This window comes from Streptomyces sp. NPDC052682 (assembly GCF_040678435.1).
In the GTDB taxonomy this organism is placed as follows: domain Bacteria; phylum Actinomycetota; class Actinomycetes; order Streptomycetales; family Streptomycetaceae; genus Streptomyces.
Genome location: NZ_JBFATS010000020.1, coordinates 91,693 through 110,517 on the forward strand (window position 1 = coordinate 91,693; position 18,825 = coordinate 110,517).

Sequence of the window (18,825 nt, forward strand, 5' to 3'; positions counted from 1 at the left end):
GCGCCGGGGCCCCCGTCAGCCTCATCGCCGTGCCCCGGCCCGCGATCACCCCGATTTCGCCAAGGGCGTGGCCGTCTGGGCGCCCGGCGGCAGCAGGGGGCCGCACTCCCACTGCTGGAAGATCAACCGGGTCTCGACCCGGGCCACTTCGCGCCGGGCCGTGAACTCGTCGAGGACCAGCCGCTGCAGATCCGCCATGTCCGCGACGGCGACATGCACCAGGTAGTCGTCCGGCCCGGTCAGATGGAAGACGGTCCGCGACTCCGGCAGCGCCCGGATCCGCTCCACGAACGGCCCCACCAGCTCCCGCCGGTGCGGCCTGACCTGCACCGACAGCAGCGCCTGGAGGCCACGCCCCAGCTTGGCCGGGTCCAGCTCCAGCCGGTGCCCCAGGATCACCCCCGAGCGGCGCAGCCGGGCCACCCGGTCCAGGCATGTCGACGGCGCCACGCCGACCCGCGCGGCCAGATCCCGGTAGGTCGTCCGGGCGTCGTTCTGCAGCAGCCGCAGCAGGTGGAGATCCACCGGATCCAGTACGACAGAGTCGGTCACCGGCCGAACGTAACACGGGATGTCTCCGCTGGACCCCGCTCGGTGTTCACCCTTCCCGTCCATGGAGACAGCGAGCATGGGCGCCTACGACGACGTACGCACCACAGCGAGAGCACTCGCCACCGAGGCCGTGCACGCCGGCCGGGACGACCTCGCCCGGCAGGGACTGCACGCCCCGCCGATCGACCTGTCCACCACCTACCCCAGCTCCGACAGCCGCGGCGAGGCGGCCCGCATCGACGCCTTCGCCGCCACCGGAACGCTCCCGGACGGCTCACCCGTCTACGGGCGGCTGGGCAATCCGACCGTCGCCCGCTTCGAGACCGCGCTGGCCCGGCTGGAGGGCACCGAGGCCGCGGTCGCCTTCGCCAGCGGCATGGCCGCGCTCAGCGCGGTGCTGCTGGCCCGGGGCGCGACGGGGCTGCGGCACGTCGTGGCGGTACGCCCCCTGTACGGGTGCAGCGACCATCTGCTGACCGCCGGGCTGCTCGGCTCGGAGGTCACCTGGACCGACCCGGCCGGCATCACCGACGCGCTGCGGCCGGACACCGGATTGGTGCTGGTGGAGTCCCCGGCGAATCCGACCCTGGCCGAGGTCGATCTGCGGGCCGTCGCCCACGCCTGCGGGTCCGTGCCGCTGCTGGTGGACAACACCTTCGCCACGCCGGTCCTCCAGCGGCCCGCCGAGCAGGGCGCGCGGCTGGTGCTGCACAGCGCCACCAAGTACCTGGGCGGGCACGGGGACGTGCTGGCGGGCGTGGTGGCCTGTGACGAGGAGTTCGCGGGACGGCTGCGCCAGGTGCGTTTCGCCACGGGCGGCGTCCTGCACCCGCTGGCCGGCTACCTCCTCCTGCGGGGCCTGGCGACCCTCCCGGTCCGGGTGCGCGCCGCCGCCGCGAACGCCGCCGAACTGGCCCGCCGTCTGGCGGCCGACCCGCGGGTGGCCCGCGTCCACTACCCGCGCATCGGCGGTGCGATGGTCTCCTTCGAGGTGCACGGCGATCCCCACCGGGTCATCGCCGGGGTCCGCCTGATCACCCCCGCGGTCAGCCTCGGCAGCGTCGACACGCTCATCCAGCACCCCGCGTCGATCAGCCACCGCATCGTCGACGCCGGCGACCGGCAAGCGGCCGGGGTGAGCGACCGGCTGCTGCGGCTCTCGGTGGGCCTGGAGGACGTCGACGACCTGTGGGCCGACCTGGACGGGGCCCTGGGGGAGCGGGCCGCGGCCGTCGCGGCGCCGGAAGTGTGACGAGCGGTGGGCGGCCCGGCGAGCGCCGCCGGGCCGCCCACCCGTCGCGGCCCTCGGGGCCGTCGTTTGGATCATTCCGGCGTCGCGGGGGTCTGGCGCGCACATCTGCGGCGTTGTCGTCGGTTGCGGACGCTTCGCGTCGCCGCCCTCCTCCGCCTGGCAGTTGCACGCACCAGACCCCGCTCGGGTCAGTCCGAAGGCGCCGCAGGCCGGGCCGGACCGATCCAAACGACAGACCTAGTCGCGGGCCAGCCGCTCGGCGTCGTACGGCGGGCCCGCCGTGACCGGGGCCGGCTCCAGACGGGCCGTGATCACCAGGGTGCCCTCCTCGACCTGGTAGTCGAGCGGGAGTCCGAGGCCGCGCATCGCGGCGACCATGCCGGTGTTGGACGCCTGCGTCACGGCGTACACGCTCGCGCAGCCGGCCTCCCGGGCCATCGCCACCAGCCTGCCGAGCAGTTCGCCGCCGATGCCGCGCCGCTGCCAGGCGTCCTCGACGAGCAGCGCGACCTCGGTCTCGTCGCCGTCCCACAGCAGATGGCCGAGGGCGACGACGCGGCCCGAGGCGGTCTGCGCCGCCAGCGTACGGCCGTAGCGGGGGCTGAGCAGGTGGTTCAGGTAGCGGTCGGCGTCCCGCACCGGCCCGTGGTACCGCGACTTCAGGGTGCGCTCCGAGCACCGCTCGTGCATCGCCCGCGCGGCCTGGAGATCGCGGGTGTCCGCCCGGCGCACGGTGATGTCACTGCCCTCGGGCAGCGTCAGCACGTCCCGGCCGCGCGGGAGACGCGGGCCGAGCCGGGCGTCCAGTTCCACCAGGGCCCGGGCCCGGGCGAACTCCGTCGGGGTGAACGGCAGATACGGCCGCTCCACCGTGATCACTCCCCCTTCCGGGGCGCGCAGCCGCATCACGGTGTCCTCCAGGGCACCCTCCACGGGCCCGCGCCCGGACGCCCGCTCCCCGCGCAGGGATGCGGCGGGCTGCGACCGGATCGTGCAGCGGCCCAGCAACTGCCGCAGCGCCAGCGGGAGTTCCGCCGCGTCCAGGGCCGTGCGGGCGGCCAGGCCCAGGACCCGGGTGGGCGCGTCGACCAGGTCGTGGGCGTCGGCCCGCTCGATCCAGGTGTCCGCGCCGCCGGCCCGCGACACGGCACCGGTGATCTCGGCGGCGGTCAGCGCGTCAGGGGCACGGAGCAGGAACTCGTCCACGGTGCCCACGGCCAGCGGGTGCGTCTGCAGGCTCAGGATGTCGACCCGGTGCGCGGCCAGGGCCGTGCACAGCGCCGCCAGCGAACCCGGCTCGTCCTTCACCGTCGTCCGCATCCGCCACAGCACGGTCTGGCCGGAGGTCACCGCGGCGGACGGCCCGGCCTGCTGCTCGGCGGACAGCGGCCGGGCACCGGTATCGAGCCTCGGCGGTGCGTTCTCGTGGCGCCGTTCCCGCCAGGCGCGGAACGCCGTGGTGATCCGCTGCCAGGCGGGCGGGAGGCAGCCGTGGTCCGTACGCGTCACATCAGACATGTCTCGACTCATGCAGCCACTGTGAAGGAACGGTGTTGCGTGATCACGAACGCATTGTGACTCATGGGTAAAGCCGACTTCTTGCGCCGGCGGGTAGCGCAGCCGTCGTGCCTGCGTCACCAGCCCGGGACGAGCCGGCCGCGGCGAGTCTCCGCACACGAAGCGTGATGTGAACCACTTCAGCCGGTGCCGCGAACGGCACCGGCTGAGGGGGATCTAATTTCTCTCCAGGAGTGCCCATCGCGGTATGCCGGTGGTCACCGAGCTCCTCCCGGGGAAGCCGTAGGTGATCCGACTGCCGCATCCCCCGGCGAGAATGGGCCGCCCACCGGTTAGATCCGTTTCCAGTAATCCATTGCCGTTGCAACAGTCGCAAGGGACTCCTGACTCACTCACACGAACGGCGCAGCGCACTGTTCGCGCCCCCTGTCACAGGTGGTGTCCGTCTCTTCCGGAACCGTGCCGACTCTGATTGCGGTAACTCATCGCAAAGATCTGGAATTTGGCCTCGCGCACGACGGAACGGGGAGCGGGTTCATTCAATGGAACAGGACGCACATCTCTTTCTCGCAGGGGTGAGTTACTCCGTTCGGGTGATGCGCGTTGACGGAGTCTTGTCGCTGAGGTTGGACCTGTGGGTCACTGAGAGTGCGAACCGGCGGGCTGCCCATCCCCGTGCCGGGGGAACACGGAAGCAGGCAGCGCTTGCCGGTTTTCTCCTTGCCCACGGGAGATGGCAGGTGCCGTGCCCCGCCGGACGGTGGGACCAGGGCATGTACGCCGAGCCACCGTCTCCACGCGGCGGGCCGCCGGCACGACCTCTTCCAGCGTCACGGTCCCCCTGGCCTCTGCCCCACCCGCAGGCCTCCCTCCCGGGAGGCGACCAGTCCCCCGTCCGGGCGGCAAACCCCCCACCGCCCGGACGGGCCCCGACCTGGGCCAGGAGCCGGCTCAGAAGTACGTGACTGCTCCGCCGGTTCTCCCTCATCGAAGGAGTTCACCACCATGGTTGCCCCTGTGGTCTCTTCGGTCAGTCCCAAGCAGGAGTCAGCCTCCGGCGGTACCACCGTGACCGTGTCAGATACCGATTCACCGGCGCCACAGCCGTCCGCTTCTGGAGTAGGAACGCGACCTCCTTCTCCCCGTTCCGGGGGACGTTGAGACAGGCAGCCGTTTGCGGTTTTTCTCTTTGCCCACAGGAGACGCCGGGGGGCTGGAGCGCGCTGGCCGTGACCACGGCGTGCGTCGCCTCTGTTCGTCCTCCCTGGGCCCCGGGGCATTGACCGCGTGATGCTTCTGTCCCTTGACGCGGCCGTCGGCGGCTTGCTGGCCCTTGTGCGCCGGTTCCTCGCAGGTCCCCACCAAGAGCGAGGAGTACAGCGATGCCTATCTCTCCGAATCAGGGTTCCACCGGCGGTGGCACGCTGGTGACCATCACGGGCACGAACCTGTCCAACACCACCGCGGTGACGTTCGGCAACAAGCCGGCCACGAACATCACCCAGGTCTCACCGACCCAGGTCACCGCCGTCTCCCCGTCGGGGACCGGCACGGTCGGGGGTGACCGTGACCACTCCGGGCGGGACCAGCAACCCGGTGCCGTTCGCGCATCCGACCCACCCCGAAGACGGGCCCCGACTACCACCGAGTAGTAGCTGGCACCCGTCAGACGCCCGCCCGAGACGGCCGGTCCGGCCGCCCGGCGGGCGCCTTCGCTGTGCAACAACTCCATCCCCAAGAGAAGGGTGATGCGAGTCGGACACGGCGACCGCCTCGGACTACGTCACCTGGTCCGACACCGCCCCTCGGCTTACCGCCACCTACGACGACGGTCGGTTCGTTGCCGGATTCCTGGCGGTCGGCCAGCCGGTGACCTTCACCGCCGGTCGCGCCGGTCGCTCTGGTCTGGTGAGATCTCTCGTCGAGAGAGGGTCAATCTCCGTCGCTCGGTATCGACAGAGGTGACGACGACTGCGATCTCGTCGCCGACTTGGACGAAATCCGACGGAGTTTCCACGGGCACTGATGCGAGCTCTCGTAGGTGGATCAGTCCCTCGATGCCGTCCGCGACCCGAACGAAGACGCCGAATGGGACCAGCTTGGTGACCTGCCCATGCAGCTTCTGACCCACCGCAACGCGGTCGGCGAACTGCTGGAAGGGGTCTGGCTGCGTCGCACGCAAGGACAGCCTGGCCTCGAGGTTCCACGTGTCGAACTGGAGGAACTCGCACGCAACGCGTTGCCCGACGTGAACGACGTCCGAAGCCGTTTCGAAGCGCCGCCAGGACAGTTCGGGAATGGTGATGAACCCCACGCCGGAGAAGATGGGGTGGTCGGGGCCGTCGTCCAGTGCCACGAACACGCCGAACCGCTCGATCGCTGTGACAGTGCCGGAAAGCAATTCACCGCAGTGCAGCGATGCCAGGAACGCCCACAGTTCTGGATTCTCCGACGGTCCGCCCATGCCGCACAGCCTTTCACGAGGAACTGTCACTGACCGACCAGGCCAGGCTGGAGCACCTTGGTGAACAGGACCGTGCCGTCCTGCTCGCGCAGCCGCACCGTCAGATCGCCGCTGTCGCCGTCGATGTCCACCTCGCCGAAGAACTGGTAGCCGTCGGCGGGCGATACGTTCGCCGTGGCCGGCGCCTTCACGAACACCCGCTCGGGGCCGAAGGTGTTGTCCAGGGCGCTGGCGGGGAAGGCCCCCGCGTTCAGCGGCCCGGAGACGAACTCCCAGAACGGCTCGAAGTCGGTGAACGCGGCCCGCGAGGGCTGGTAGTGCTGCGCGGAGGTGTGGTGCACGTCGGCCGTCAGCCACACCGTGCCGGTGATCCGCCGGTGCTTGACGAACCGCAGCAGCTCGGCGATCTGCAGCTCCCGGCCGAGCGGCGCGCCGGGGTTCCCCTGCGCCACGGCCTCGATGTTCTGCCTGCCCTCGGTGGTGTCGGGCACGACCAGGCCGAGCGGCATGTCGGCGGCGATCACCTTCCACACCGCCCGGGACCGGGCCAGCTCCCGCTTGAGCCAGTCCAGTTGCTCGCGGCCGAGGATGCCCTGCGGGTCGACGGTCTGGTCGTCGGGCGAGTTGGCGTTGCGGTACGTCCGCATGTCCAGCACGAAGACGTCCAGCAGGGGGCCGTGCCGCAGCACGCGGTAGACGCGGCCGTCCCGCGCGCCCGGCCGCAGCGTGGAGAGGGGGAAGTACTCGCTGAACGCGCGCCGGGCCCGCGCCGCCAGCACGTCGACGCGCTTCTCGGTGTAGCGGGTGTCGGAGTCGACGATGATCTGGCCCGGGTACCAGTTGTTGCGCACTTCGTGGTCGTCCCACTGGACGACGGACGGCACCTGGGCGTTGAACCGGCTGAGGTTGGCGTCGAGCAGGTTGTACCGGAAGTTGCCGCGGAACTCGGCCAGGGTCTCGGCGACCTTCGACTTCTCCTCGGTGGTGAGGTTCCGCCAGGTGCTGCCGTCGGGCAGCGCCTGCGTCGCGGTGATGGGCCCGTCGGCGTAGATGGTGTCGCCGCTGCAGAGGAAGAAGTCCGGGTCCAGCCTGGCCATCGCGTCGTAGATGCGGTAGCCGCCGAGGTCCGGGTTGATGCCCCAGCCCTGCCCGGCCAGGTCGCCGGACCACAGGAACCGCACGCCGTCGCGGCGCCTGACCGGCACCGTGCGGAAGGTACCGGCGACCGGCTCACCCGTGCGGCGCGGGTCGTCCGGGTCGGCGAGCAGCACCCGGTAGTGGATCTGCTCGCCCGGCGGCAGCCCGCGCAGCCGGGTCGTGCCGGTGAAGTCGGTGTCCGCGCCGAGCAGCGGGCCGTGCCATCTGCGCGGGTTGCGGAAGGACTCGGTGGCGGAGGTCTCGACGATCATCCGGGCCGGACGGTCCGAGCGCACCCACACCAGCCCGGAGTGGGACGTCACGTCGCCCGTCTGCACCCCCCACTCCGCCTTCGGACGGCCGGACAAGGCGAAGGCCGGTGCGGCCCCGAGGGCGCCGGGCAGGGTCAGGGCCGCCGACGCGGCGAGGGAGCCGCGCAGGACGCTGCGGCGACCGGGGAACGGGCGGTGTGACATGGGTGCGCCTCCAGGGACGTGATCCGGCCAAGTGTGCGCTGCCACACCTACGCGGGCCTCGCGGCACGCACGCAAACCCCAGGTGAACATCGGCCCGCAGCGGCCCGGGCTCCGCCCGGGAGCCCTGGGCCGGCAGGATCCCCGCACCCGGGGGCGGCACGGAGCCGGAGGTGCCCTCAGCGGCTGCCGTCCAGGAGGACCCGGGCCACCAGCGCCGGGTCGTCGTTCATCGGGCAGTGGCCGCAGCCGGGCAGGCGAACCAGCCGCGCCTGGGGGATGACGGTCTTGGCGCGCACGCCCTGCCGGGGGATGAGCAGCCGGTCCTTGTCGCCCCATGCCACGGTGACCGGCACGCCGGCGACGTCCTCGGTGAACTGCACCTTCCTGCCGGACCGCAGCGTCTCGGAGAAGCCTTCGGCGCGGGCCAGCGCCAGTGTCTCGGCGACCACGGCCTCGGGCGAACGGCGGCCCGGGCGGGCGTAGATGGTGCTGGTCAGCAGGGTGCGGCCGACCGCCGGGCGGGCCAGCCGCTCGACCAGCGGCTGCGGCATCCGCCGCGCGATCTGCCGCATCGTCGTGAGCATCGCGAAGGCGTAACGCCGTTCCACGTCGTTCCAGAACCCGGCCGGGGACAGTGCCGTGACGGACCGGACGAGCCCGGCCCGGCCCAGCTCCAGCGCCAGCAGTCCGCCCAGCGAGTTGCCCGCCACGTGCGGCCGTTCGACCTCCAGCGCCCCGCACAGGGCGGCGAGCACGGCGTTCATCGTGGGCAGGTCGTGGGCCATGCCGTCCGGAAGCGCCGGGGAGCGGCCGCAGCCGGGCAGGTCGATGGCGATCACGTCACGCTCGGCCGCGAGGGCGGGCAGCACCGGGTCCCACACCTGCCGGTGGTGGCCGATTCCGTGCAGCAGCAGCAACGGCTCGCCGCTGCCCACGCGCGCGTACGAGACGGTCACCGACTGCGGGCCGTCGGGGGAGGTGACCTTGAAGGAGACGGTCGCGGACATGGGGGTGCTCCTCGGCTGGTGCTCGCTGACGGGATGGCCCGGCGAAGGCCGTAGACAGCTTGTCAGCAATTGCTACCGGTGGGTAGCCCCCGGCGGCCGGAACCGTACACCCGGAAGCAATCCCCCCAACACGCCCCGGCGGCACCGGCAGTCGAGCCTGGACACGACCGCACCCGTCGGCTGGGATGGGGTGCGTGACCCCCGACACCGCGACCGACGTCTTCGAACAGCACCGTCCCGTCCTCATGGGAGTGGCCTACCGCATGCTGGGGCGCGTGGCCGACGCGGAGGACGTGGTCCAGGAGGCCTGGCTGCGCTGGTCCGGCGCCGACCGTGCCGAGGTGCGCGAACCGCGCGGCTACCTGGTGCGCGTCACCACCCGCCTGGCCATCGACCGCCTGCGCCAGATCAAGGCGCGCGGCGAGACCTACGTCGGCCCGTGGCTGCCCGAGCCGTATGTCACGGACTTCGGGGACACCGCCCCGGACACCGCGGAACGGGCGGTGCTCGCCGACTCGGTCTCCCTCGCCGTCCTCGTCGTCCTGGAGTCGCTGTCGCCGCTGGAGCGGGCGGTGTTCGTGCTGCGGGAGGCGTTCGGTTTCCCGTACGCCGAGATTGCCGCCATGCTCGATCGCGGCGAACCGGCGATCCGTCAGCTGGCGACCCGGGCCCGGCGGCACGTCGAGGAACGCCGGCCGCGCTACGAGGTCGATCCCGCCGAGCGTCGTGACCTCACCGAACGGTTCCTGGCCGCCGCGGCCGAGGGCGACCTCGAGGGACTGATGGCCCTGCTGGCCCCGGACGTCCGGCTCGTCGGCGACAGCGGCGGCAAGGCGCGGGCACCGCTGCGGGTGCTGGAGAGCGCCGACCACGTGGGCCGCTTCCTGGTCGGCGCGGCCCGCAAGGGCGCCCCGGACCTGTCCGTCCGCCTCCTCGAACTCAACGGCGGCCCCGCCGTCCTGGCGCTGTCCGGCGGCACACCCGACACCGTCTTCCAGGTGGACGTCGCCGACGGCCGTATCCAGGCGGTCTACGTCATCCGCAACCCGGACAAGCTGCGATCGCTCGCCGGTCTCACCCCCGAGGACGGGCCGGGCGCCGCACCGGCCTGAGCGGGCCCCGGCACGGCGGTCCGCCCAGGGCCCCGGCCGGGCGGCTGACACGTGTATCCCCACCAGCGCCCGAGGGACCGCGATTGGTCTTGACCAAGGGTGAGGGCCGCCCTATGGTCGCTGAGAAGTGAAACAACCTTTAATAAACAAGGCGCGAAAAAACGCCGCCGGACCACGGCTCATGCGGAGGACAGGGTGGGGACCACGCAGCTGGAACCGGTGCCGGAACCGAAGTACTGGCACCTGAAGACCGTGCTCAGTGAGGCGCTGGACTCGGAGTTCTCCGTGGGCGAGATCCTGCCCAACGAACGCGATCTCGCGGCCCGTTTCGGAGTCGCCCGCGCCACGCTCCGCCAGGCCCTGGAGCAGCTCGAGCTGGAGGGCCGGCTCCAGCGCCGCCGCGGCGTCGGTACGACCGTCGCCCCGCCGCGCATGGGCGTGTCCGTCGGCACCGACCCGCACTCCTGGCCGGGCGGCCCCGAGGACGCCTGGCAGCCCGTCGACTGCACGACGGCCGTGCCCCCCGCTGCCGTGGCCGACGCCCTGGGCACCGCCCGGGAGGAGTCCGTGCACACCGTCCGCCGCTCCCGTGTCTCGCACGGCCGGCCCGTCGCCGCCGAACTGCTCTACGTGCCGCCGTCCTCGGTGCCCGACCTGACCGGCATCGACGCGCCCTCCGGGGCGGCACGCGCGCGTGCGGTGCTGCGGGAACTGCAGCGCCTGGAACTGGAGCGGCAGGACAGCGCCGTGGAACTCGGCTCGGCCCGTGCGGACGACGCCAAGGAGCTGGACCGGCTGCCGGGCGCGCCCGTCCTCGTCGTCACGACCCGCTTCGTCGCGGGGGGCCGCACCGCCGCGCTGTCCGTCGCCACGTACCGCGCGGACACCTGCCGCCTGACCTTCGGCGACTTCGGCGGCGTCCAGGTCCACCACGGCCCGCAGGCCCGAGCGTCCTGACCCGGCTCGTCCACCGCATCCGGTTCGTCCACCGCGCTCTGAGGGCACGGCCGTTCAACGGCGGGCGGTCACCGTGCCCTCCACCGCGAACAACTGCTCCTCCACATGGTCCAGAGCCAGCCTGAGCGCCCCCGTCGCCACCGCCGCCTCGCCGAGGACGGACAGGGCGACCTTCGGCGGGCGCAGGCAGTAGCGGTCCAGTTCACGGCGCAGGGGGGCGAGGACGCCGTCCAGTCCCGCGGCCCAGCCGCCGATGACGACCAGCTCCGGGTCGAGGGCCAGCACCAGGGCCGCCACGTCGTGCACGAGCCGCTGGAGGAAGCGGTCCATGGCCGCACGCGCCCCCTGGTCACCCTCCCGGGCCCGCGCGAAGACCCGGGCGACCGCCTGCTCGTCCAGCGGGTGCAGCGGCTCGTCCGTGGTGGACAGCAGCCGCTCCGGGGCCGCCTCACGGCCCAGCAGGTGCAGCGCCCCGATCTCGCCGGCCGCACCGCCGAACCCCCGGTGCAGCCGGCCGCCGATCAGCGCACCGGCACCCGGGCTCAGCCCCGCGAGCACGAACACCACGTCGTCGGACTCGGTGGCGGCGCCCTTCCAGTGCTCGGCGACGGCCGCCGCGTTGGCGTCGTTCTCCACCAGCACCGGGCACTTGAAGGAACGGCCCAGCCGCTCGCCCAGCCGCAGCCCGGTCCACCCGGGCAGCGCCGTGCCCAGCCGTACCGTGCCGTCCGCCTGGACGATCCCGGGCGTGCCCACGCCGACGGCCCGCAGCGAACCGCGCGCCACACCGGCCCGCCGCAGCAGCTCGGCGACAGTGGCGCGCGCCCGCTCCAGCCGCTCGTCCGCCGACGCCGTCTCGCCGACGTCCTTGCTCTGGGACGCGATCACCCGCCCGTCCAGGTCGGCCAGGAGCGCGGCCACCCGGCGCGCGCCGATCTCCAGGCCCAGCAGGTGCCCGGCCTCGGCCCGGAACCGGAACCGCCGCGCGGGCCGCCCCTGACGCCGTACGGCACTGTCGTCGGCGGCCTTCTCCACGACCAGGCCCGCCTCGATCAGGCCCTCCACGACGCCCTCGACGGTCGGCCGGGACAGGCCCGTGACCCGGGTGATCTCGGTCAGTGTGGCGCAGTCCGTGGCACGCAGCGCGTGCAGCACCACCGCGGAGTTGATCCTGCGCAGCAGCGAGGGATCCCCGCCGGTCAGCCGCCCCACCGTCCGTCCTCCCCGCTCGTGCGCGTGTTGGGCCGGATCGTACTCGGCACCGCGGACCGCGGCGAGCGGCGGCCGCCCGGACCGGCCCCGCCCCAGCCGCCCGGTCCCGGCTGACACGCCGCCAACTGTCAGTGCCGGCGGGTTTACTGGATCCCATGAACATCGCACAGCACATCGCCCTCATCGACGAGCTGTGCTTCCGCCCCTTCCCCGCGGAGCACGGCCCGTCGGACGTCGGCGAGGCGGGCCCCGGTTACCACCTCGCGGTGTTAGAGCGCGCCCGGGACGACGACCCGGCGGAACGGCCGGTGACGGTGGACCAGTACGAGAAGACGCGGGACGCCGTCTACGAGTTCCTGGCCTCCCGCTGGGGCGACACCGACCCCTACAACCTGCAGACCGTCCTGCTGCGCACCGCGCACGAGGAGATACCCGAGCCGTGGGCGTCGCTCAGCGCGCGCGCACGCGTGGCCTGCCTGTGGGAGGTGACGGGGACCGGCCGCTGGGTCGCCGTGGCCGTCGCCGACCGGGACGGCGGCGACGCGGTCCAGCTGCTGGCCCTCGTCACGCAGACCGACCCGCCCTGACCTACGGGGCGGCGGCCTCGCGCAGCCGGGCGAACTCCTGCGCCATCGTCTCCACCGTCCAGTGCGCGTTCAGCCCGCTCGGGTTGGGCAGCACCCACACGCGCGTGTCACCGATCGTCCGGTCCTGCGGCCCCACCCGGGCCGTACGGTCGTCGAACGCGGCCCGGTAGGCGGTCACGCCCACCACCGCCAGCCAGCGGGGCCGCAGCCGAGCCACCTTCACGGCGAGCTGCCGCCCGCCCTCGCGGTACTCCTCGGCGCTCAGCTCGTCGGCCCGCGCCGTCGGCCGCGCCACGACGTTGGTGATGCCGAGCCCGTACGACAGCAACTCGCGCTGCTCGGCGGGCTTCAGCAGCCTCGGCGTGAACCCGGAGCGGTGCAGCACCGGCCAGAAGCGGTTGCCCGGGCGGGCGAAGTGGTGGCCCGTCGCGGCCGTCATCAGCCCCGGGTTGATCCCGCAGAACAACACCCGCAGGCCGTCCGCGACCACGTCCGGCACCAGCCGGTCGCGGGCGGCCTCCAGCTCCTCGGGGGTGAAACGCGGCATGGCGTGCGCCGGGTCAGAGGATCGCGCCGGGCGTGTACCCCGCGGCCTCCGGGTGCCGCTTGACGATCTCCTCGATCCGCGCCACGACGGTGGCGACCTGGTCGCCCGCCGCACCGGTGAAGGACAGCTTGTCCGCCATCAGGGCCTGCAGCCGGTCACGGTCGAGCGGGATCCGCTCGTCGGCGGCGAGCTTGTCGAGGAGGTCGTTGCGCTCGGCGCCCTGTTCGCGCATCGCCAGGGCCGTGGCGACGGCGTTCTCCTTGATGGCCTCGTGCGCGACCTCCCGGCCGACGCCCGCGCGCACCGCGCCCATCAGCACCTTGGTGGTGGCCAGGAACGGCAGGTAGCGGTCCAGCTCCCGGGCCACCACCGCGGGGAACGCGCCGAACTCGTCGAGCACCGTCAGGAACGTCTCCAGCAGACCGTCCAGCGCGAAGAACGCGTCCGGCAGCGCCACCCGGCGCACCACCGAGCAGGACACGTCGCCCTCGTTCCACTGGTCGCCCGCCAGCTCCCCGGTCATCGAGGCGTAGCCGCGCAGGATCACCATCAGGCCGTTGACGCGCTCGCAGGAGCGGGTGTTCATCTTGTGCGGCATCGCCGAGGAGCCGACCTGGCCCGGCTTGAAGCCCTCGGTGACCAGCTCGTGCCCGGCCATCAGCCGGATCGTCTTCGCCAGCGACGACGGCGCCGCCGCCAGCTGCACCAGCGCGGTGACGACCTCGTAGTCCAGCGAGCGCGGGTAGACCTGGCCGACGGAGGTGAAGGCCTGCGAGAAACCGAGGTGCGCGGCGATCCGCTGCTCCAGCTCGGCCAGCTTCGCCGCGTCTCCGCCCAGCAGGTCCAGCATGTCCTGCGCGGTGCCGACCGGGCCCTTGATGCCGCGCAGCGGGTAACGGCCCAGCAGCTCCTCGACCCGGCCGTACGCCACCAGCAGCTCGTCGGCGGCGGTCGCGAAACGCTTGCCGAGGGTGGTGGCCTGCGCGGCCACGTTGTGGGAGCGGCCGGCCATGACCAGCTCGCCGTACTCCCCGGCCAGCTTGCCGAGCCGGGCCAGCACCGCCACCGTGCGGTCGCGCATCAGTTCCAGCGACAGCCGGATCTGCAGCTGCTCGACGTTCTCGGTGAGGTCGCGGGAGGTCATGCCCTTGTGCACGTGCTCGTGCCCGGCGAGGTCGTTGAACTCCTCGATGCGGGCCTTCACGTCGTGCCGCGTGACCTTCTCGCGCTCCGCGATCGAGGCGAGGTCGACCTGGTCGAGCACCCGCTCGTAGTCGGCGAGCGCCTGGTCCGGCACCTCGATCCCGAGGTCCTTCTGGGCGCGCAGCACGGCGAGCCAGAGCTGCCGCTCCAGCTTCACCTTCTGCTCGGGCGACCAGAGCGTGGCGAGCTCGGCGGAGGCGTAGCGTCCGGCGAGGACGTTGGGGATACGGGGCTTGGCGGGCGCAGCAGTCACGTGCACGGAGTCTACCCGGCGTCCCGCGGCGCTCCGCAGGCCGCTGACCGGCCCGGCCGCCGCCCCCGACCGGCCGGCCGGAGCCCGCGCGCCCGCCCGCGGGGCCAGGCCCGGCCGCTCACCCGCGTGCTCCGCACAAGTCGCGCCCGCCGGGGGACCACCCGAGGATCGACGCAGGTCGGCGTCGCGCAGCCGGCGGCCGGCGCTCACGAACCCGACCCGTGAAGGAGACGTGCGCAGGATGACCACCACCTCTGATCGACCGCCGGCGCGGCAGGTGTCGCAGCGTGTCTCGCAGTCCGTGTTCGACGGCTCCCCGCTGCGGGTCGTCCTCCTGGTGGACGTCCACGACGGCGCGCAGCAGCAGTTCCTGGACGCGTACGAACAGCTCTGCACCCATGTCGCCGACGTGCCGGGGCACGTCAGCGAGCAGCTGTGCCAGTCGATCGAGAACCCGTCCCAGTGGCTGATCACCAGCGAGTGGGAGAGCGCCCCGCCGTTCCTGGCGTGGGTCAACAGCGAGGACCACGTCCGGGCGGTGCGGCCGCTGCACGGCTGTGTGCGGGACACCCGGTCCCTGCGCTTCCACATCGTCCGGGAGACCGAGGCGGGACAGCGCCGGCAGCAGGCGTCGCCCAGGATCGGGGACGGCGTGACCCGGCACGCGCTGACCTTCACGGTCAAGCCGGGCAGCGAACGGGAGGTCGCCCGCATCCTGGCCGGCTACGCCCCGCCCGAGCCGCGCGTCGACGACACCACCCGGCTGTGCCGTACGTCCCTGTTCCTGCACGGCAACCGGGTCGTCCGGGCCATCGAGGTGCGCGGCGACCTGCTCGCGGCGCTGCGGCACGTGGCCCGGCAGCCTCAGGTGCGGGCCGTGGAGGAGGCCCTCAACCCCCACCTGGAGCAGCACCGGGACCTGGACGACCCCGAGTCCGCCCGGGCCTTCTTCACCCGGGCCGCGCTGCCGGCCGTGCACCACGTGGCGGCGGACGAGGAGGACGCGGAGGGCGAACGGCACGCGCTGTACTACCCGGCCCGGCCCGGCAGCGGGATGCGGCTGGCCGAGCTGCTCGCCCGGCAGGACGAGGCGGCGGCGGACGACCCGCGGGCCCCGCTGCTGCGCAGCACGATCTTCCAGCGCGGGGACGTCGTGGTGCGGCTGATCGACGTCCGCGGCGACCTGACGGCCGACCCGGCCCGCGTGCTCGGTCTGCCCGGCACCGGGCAGGCGGCCGAGCTGACGACGCTCCTCGACGGCCACGCCGGCGGGGACGCCGACCTGCGGCGGGTGCTGGACCTGGCCCGCATGGAGCCCCTCACCGACCGCCGGGCGCCCCGGACCTGAGGCACCAGGCGCACTCGGAGGAAGAGGCCGGGCGCGCAGCCCGGCCTCTTCCCTTTCACGCGTGGGGAAAACCGTCACCCGGGCACGGTGCAGTCGAACGCGTGCAGATAGGGATTGACCGGGCTGATGTCGTCGATGACCAGGCCCGCGGCGGTCAGCCGGCGGACCATGCTGTCGGTGGTGTGCTTGGCGCCCCCGACGTTCAGCAGCAGCATCAGGTCCATGGCGGTGCTGAACCGCATCGACGGGGTGTCGTCGACGAGGTTCTCGATGGCGACGACCCGGGCCCCGGGCCCGCCCGCCTCGATCACGTTGCGCAGCAGCCGGGCGGTGCTGTCGTCGTCCCACTCCAGGATGTTCTTGATGACGTAGACGTCGGCCTTCACCGGCACGGCCGCGCGGCAGTCGCCGGGCACGATGCTCACCCGGCCGGCGAGCGGACCGCCGTCCCGCAGCCGGGGATCGGCGTTCTCCACCACGCGCGGCAGGTCGAGCAGGGTGCCGCGCAGGGCCGGGTACTTCTCCAGCAGGCTCGCCACCACGTGCCCCTGGCCGCCGCCGACGTCGGCCACCGAGGAGGCACCTGACAGGTCGAGCAGCTCGGCGACGTCCCGCGCGGACTGCCGGCTGGAGGTCGTCATGGCCCGGTTGAAGACGTCGGCGGACTCCGGGGCGTCCTCGTTGAGGTAGGTGAAGAACTCCTTGCCGTACAGGTCCTCCACCACGTTGCGGCCGGTGCGCACCGCCTCGTCGAGCAGCGGCCAGGCGTCCCAGGTCCACGGCTCGGTGCACCACAGGGTGATGTCGCGCAGGCTGTTCGGGGCGTCCTCGCGCAGCAGCCGGGACATGTCGGTGTGCGCGAACGTGCCGTCCTCCCGCTCGGCGAAGACGCCGTGGCAGGACAGGGCCCGCAGCAGCCGCCGCAACGGCTGCGGCTCGGTCTTCACCGCGGCCGCGAGGTCCTCCACGGCCATGGGGCCGTCCCCGAGCGCGTCGGCCACGCCCAGCCGCGCGGCCGCGCGCAGGGCGGCGGCGCACGCCGCCCCGAACACGAGCTCCCTGAGCCGCATGGACGGTGGGGGAGCAGGGTTTGCGGTCGTCATGGGCCGCCTTCCTTCCTGGTTCACACGTGCACGGATGGGGGTTGAGCGTGATTCACGGCGCGGTACGGCCGTTCAGCACAGGCCCGCGGGCTCGGACACCGCGCAGGTGTTGCCTTCGAAGGTGTTGGTTTTCGGGGTCTCCCGGTCGACCAGGTCGGCGGGGGAGTTGTCCCACAGCGTGTTGTAGGTGATCCGGTTCCGCTCGCTCGTGGCGCCGACCAGGCTCTTGAACAGCACGACGCCGCCCGACAGCGGCGAGGTGCCCTGGTTGTACGCGATCACGTTGCGTGTCACCAGCGTGTCCTCGGCGCCGGTCAGCACGATCCCCGAGCCCTGGAGGAAGGGCAGCCGGGGCGTCTTCGGGCAGTACTTGTTGTTCGCGACGATCCGGTTCTCCCGCACCGTCAGGGCACCGGCGCGCGGGGGCGTCTCGTCGCCGACCACGAAGACGGCCGCGCAGTTCCCGGTCGCGTCGTTGTGGGCGACGGTCAAGTGGCGCAGGCGCCGTACGGTGACGCCGATCCGGTTGCCCTCCAGACGGTTGCGGGCCACCACGGCACCCAGCGAGTCGGTCGCGCCGCCCTCGGTGGCGACCGTGTTGGCGAGGAAGATGCCGGCGTCGCCGTTGTCGCGGGCCGTGTTGTACGTGAAGGCGCCCCGGACCGAACGCTGCTGGGCGATGCCCCACTGCCCGTTCTTCTCCGCGGTCACCTGGCGGACCGTCAGCCGGTCGGTGTCCGACGCCCACAGGCCGTTCTTGGGGAATCCGGCCAGGGTCAGACCGGCGATGGTGACGTCCTCGACGGGGGCGCTCGCCGTGCCCTCGACGCAGATGCCGTTGCCGGCCTGGGCGCAGGGGTTCCCGGCCTTCGTCGCGGCGGGCCGCAGGACGGCGGCCCGGGGCACCCTGCTCCGCACGGTCAGGCCGGACGTGGTCACCCGGACGCTCTCGTGGTAGGTGCCCGGGAGCAGCAGGACCGTGTCGCCCTGGTGCGCGGCGTCCACCGCCGCCTGGATGGACTGCCCGGGACGGACGATGTAGGTCTTCGGGGCCCCCTGCGCGGGAGCGGCGCCGACCCCCGTGCCGACGAGCGCGGCGGTGCATGCCAGAAAGGCGATGTGGCGTTTGATCATATATGGCACGGTATGTCCCGGATGGCCTCCGGACCGCTTCGATCGGCCATCCGGCGGCGTGTCACCGACCGAAGCCCCCGCACGGGTCCGCGCCTGCCGACCCCCGCGCGGTGCCGCTAATCCTCCGGTGCCTCGTACGGCAGCAGTTCCGGTCGCTTCGGCGGCCGGCCGTCGCCGGAGGAGCGGCCTGTCAGGCGGCGGCCGATCCAGGGCAGCAGGTGCTGCCGGGCGAACCGGGCGTCCGCGATCCGGCGGGCCACCCAGCCGGGTGGCGCGATGGCCGGTGGCGGGGTGTGCCAGTCGGGGTCCTCGGGCGGGTAGCCCAGTGCCTGCCACACGGCCTCCGCGACCCGGCGGTGCCCCTCGGCCGTCAGGTGCAGCCGGTCCACGTCCCACAGGCGCGGATCGGCGAGCGCGGGCGCCCCGTACAGGTCGACGACCAGCGCGCCGTGCCGCTCGGCGAGCTCGTCGACGGCGGCGAACAGCACCTCCATACGGGGCCGGAAGCGCTCCAGGACCGGGCCCTGGCGGCCCGGGCTGCGCATCAGCACCAGCTGCTTGCAGGACGGCGCCAGCTTCTCGACGGCCTCCTCCAGCAGCCCGCGCACCCGCGCCATGTCGCACTTGGGCCGCAGCGTGTCGTTGAGGCCGCCGACCAGGGTGACGACGTCGGCCTGCATGGCCGCCGCCGCGTCCACCTGCTCGGCGACGATCTGCCCGATCAGCTTGCCGCGCACCGCGAGGTTGGCGTACCGGAACCCCGGCGTGACGGCCGCCATCCGCCCGGCGAGGAGATCGGCCCAGCCGCGGTAGGTCCCGTCCGGCAGCAGGTCCGACATGCCCTCGGTGAAGGAGTCGCCGACCGCGACCAGGCTGGTGTAGGTGGGGTTCATGTGCATGGCGACACCGATGCTACTCCGTGCACATACCCGCCGGTCGGTCACCCCGGGCCGGGCCGGACGC

Annotated in this window: 16 protein-coding genes and 1 pseudogene; 6 read left to right on the forward strand and 11 right to left on the reverse strand. The window is 72.9% G+C overall.

Annotation, left to right across the window (positions count from 1 at the left end):
- Positions 1 to 45: 45 nt before the first annotated feature.
- A complete protein-coding gene (locus AB0K80_RS28070) occupies positions 46 to 552 on the reverse strand; it encodes an Lrp/AsnC family transcriptional regulator (RefSeq protein ID WP_365674335.1) in 507 nt (168 codons plus the stop codon).
- A 61-nt stretch (positions 553 to 613) separates the two neighbouring features.
- Here AB0K80_RS28070 and AB0K80_RS28075 point away from each other — a divergent pair, with 61 nt between their 5' ends.
- Positions 614 to 1,804 (forward strand): PLP-dependent transferase, encoded by a 1,191-nt coding sequence (locus tag AB0K80_RS28075; RefSeq protein ID WP_365674337.1) that lies wholly within the window; start codon positions 614 to 616, stop codon positions 1,802 to 1,804.
- 237 nt (positions 1,805 to 2,041) lie between these two features.
- On the opposite strand, the gene AB0K80_RS28080 is transcribed toward AB0K80_RS28075, so the two are convergent.
- Complete coding sequence (locus AB0K80_RS28080; protein WP_365674340.1) at positions 2,042 to 3,334, reverse strand: GNAT family N-acetyltransferase; 1,293 nt, start codon at positions 3,332 to 3,334, stop codon at positions 2,042 to 2,044.
- Between the two features lie 1,370 nt (positions 3,335 to 4,704).
- Here AB0K80_RS28080 and AB0K80_RS28085 point away from each other — a divergent pair.
- Positions 4,705 to 4,933: pseudogene (locus tag AB0K80_RS28085) on the forward strand (IPT/TIG domain-containing protein); the annotation flags it as partial.
- Positions 4,934 to 5,198: 265 nt separating this feature from the next.
- Here AB0K80_RS28085 and AB0K80_RS28090 read toward each other — a convergent pair.
- The 3 genes from AB0K80_RS28090 to AB0K80_RS28100 all read right to left on the reverse strand — a co-directional run bounded on the left by AB0K80_RS28090 (position 5,199) and on the right by AB0K80_RS28100 (position 8,406).
- Positions 5,199 to 5,786, reverse strand: coding sequence for a S1 RNA-binding domain-containing protein (locus tag AB0K80_RS28090; RefSeq protein ID WP_365674342.1), 588 nt, complete (start codon positions 5,784 to 5,786; stop codon positions 5,199 to 5,201).
- A gap of 26 nt (positions 5,787 to 5,812) precedes the next feature.
- A complete protein-coding gene (locus AB0K80_RS28095; protein ID WP_365674344.1) occupies positions 5,813 to 7,399 on the reverse strand; it encodes an alkaline phosphatase D family protein in 1,587 nt (528 codons plus the stop codon).
- 176 nt (positions 7,400 to 7,575) lie between these two features.
- Positions 7,576 to 8,406, reverse strand: a complete 831-nt coding sequence (locus tag AB0K80_RS28100) for an alpha/beta fold hydrolase (protein WP_365674346.1) — start codon at positions 8,404 to 8,406, stop codon at positions 7,576 to 7,578.
- Between the two features lie 194 nt (positions 8,407 to 8,600).
- Between AB0K80_RS28100 and AB0K80_RS28105 the strand changes: the two genes are divergently transcribed.
- Positions 8,601 to 9,518 (forward strand): RNA polymerase sigma-70 factor, encoded by a 918-nt coding sequence (locus AB0K80_RS28105; RefSeq protein WP_365674348.1) that lies wholly within the window; start codon positions 8,601 to 8,603, stop codon positions 9,516 to 9,518.
- A gap of 195 nt (positions 9,519 to 9,713) precedes the next feature.
- Entirely contained in the window at positions 9,714 to 10,475 is a 762-nt protein-coding gene (locus tag AB0K80_RS28110) for a GntR family transcriptional regulator (RefSeq protein ID WP_365674351.1), read from the forward strand.
- 54 nt (positions 10,476 to 10,529) lie between these two features.
- Here the strand turns inward: AB0K80_RS28110 and AB0K80_RS28115 are convergent, their stop codons facing one another.
- A complete protein-coding gene (locus tag AB0K80_RS28115) occupies positions 10,530 to 11,687 on the reverse strand; it encodes an ROK family transcriptional regulator (RefSeq protein ID WP_365674396.1) in 1,158 nt (385 codons plus the stop codon).
- A 155-nt stretch (positions 11,688 to 11,842) separates the two neighbouring features.
- Here AB0K80_RS28115 and AB0K80_RS28120 point away from each other — a divergent pair, with 155 nt between their 5' ends.
- Complete coding sequence (locus AB0K80_RS28120; RefSeq protein WP_365674353.1) at positions 11,843 to 12,274, forward strand: hypothetical protein; 432 nt, start codon at positions 11,843 to 11,845, stop codon at positions 12,272 to 12,274.
- A 1-nt stretch (position 12,275) separates the two neighbouring features.
- Here AB0K80_RS28120 and mug read toward each other — a convergent pair whose 3' ends face one another.
- Positions 12,276 to 12,821, reverse strand: a complete 546-nt coding sequence (gene mug, locus AB0K80_RS28125; protein ID WP_365674354.1) for a G/U mismatch-specific DNA glycosylase — start codon at positions 12,819 to 12,821, stop codon at positions 12,276 to 12,278.
- Between the two features lie 13 nt (positions 12,822 to 12,834).
- Positions 12,835 to 14,277, reverse strand: a complete 1,443-nt coding sequence (gene purB / locus AB0K80_RS28130) for an adenylosuccinate lyase (RefSeq protein WP_365674356.1) — start codon at positions 14,275 to 14,277, stop codon at positions 12,835 to 12,837.
- Between the two features lie 241 nt (positions 14,278 to 14,518).
- On the opposite strand from purB, the gene AB0K80_RS28135 reads away from it, so the two are divergent.
- Positions 14,519 to 15,625 carry a SchA/CurD-like domain-containing protein gene (locus tag AB0K80_RS28135; protein ID WP_365674358.1) on the forward strand — a complete coding sequence of 369 codons (1,107 nt, stop codon included), beginning with the start codon at positions 14,519 to 14,521 and terminating at the stop codon, positions 15,623 to 15,625.
- Between the two features lie 74 nt (positions 15,626 to 15,699).
- Here AB0K80_RS28135 and AB0K80_RS28140 read toward each other — a convergent pair whose 3' ends face one another.
- The 3 genes from AB0K80_RS28140 to AB0K80_RS28150 all read right to left on the reverse strand — a co-directional run bounded on the left by AB0K80_RS28140 (position 15,700) and on the right by AB0K80_RS28150 (position 18,761).
- On the reverse strand, positions 15,700 to 16,728 hold the full coding sequence (locus tag AB0K80_RS28140; protein WP_365674359.1) for a methyltransferase: 1,029 nt from the start codon (positions 16,726 to 16,728) through the stop codon (positions 15,700 to 15,702).
- A gap of 72 nt (positions 16,729 to 16,800) precedes the next feature.
- The gene (locus AB0K80_RS28145) at positions 16,801 to 17,862 is read right to left on the reverse strand and encodes a right-handed parallel beta-helix repeat-containing protein (RefSeq protein WP_365674361.1); all 1,062 of its coding nucleotides are present in this window, start codon (positions 17,860 to 17,862) and stop codon (positions 16,801 to 16,803) included.
- A gap of 116 nt (positions 17,863 to 17,978) precedes the next feature.
- Entirely contained in the window at positions 17,979 to 18,761 is a 783-nt protein-coding gene (locus tag AB0K80_RS28150) for an SGNH/GDSL hydrolase family protein (protein WP_365674363.1), read from the reverse strand.
- Between the last annotated feature and the right edge of the window lie 64 nt (positions 18,762 to 18,825).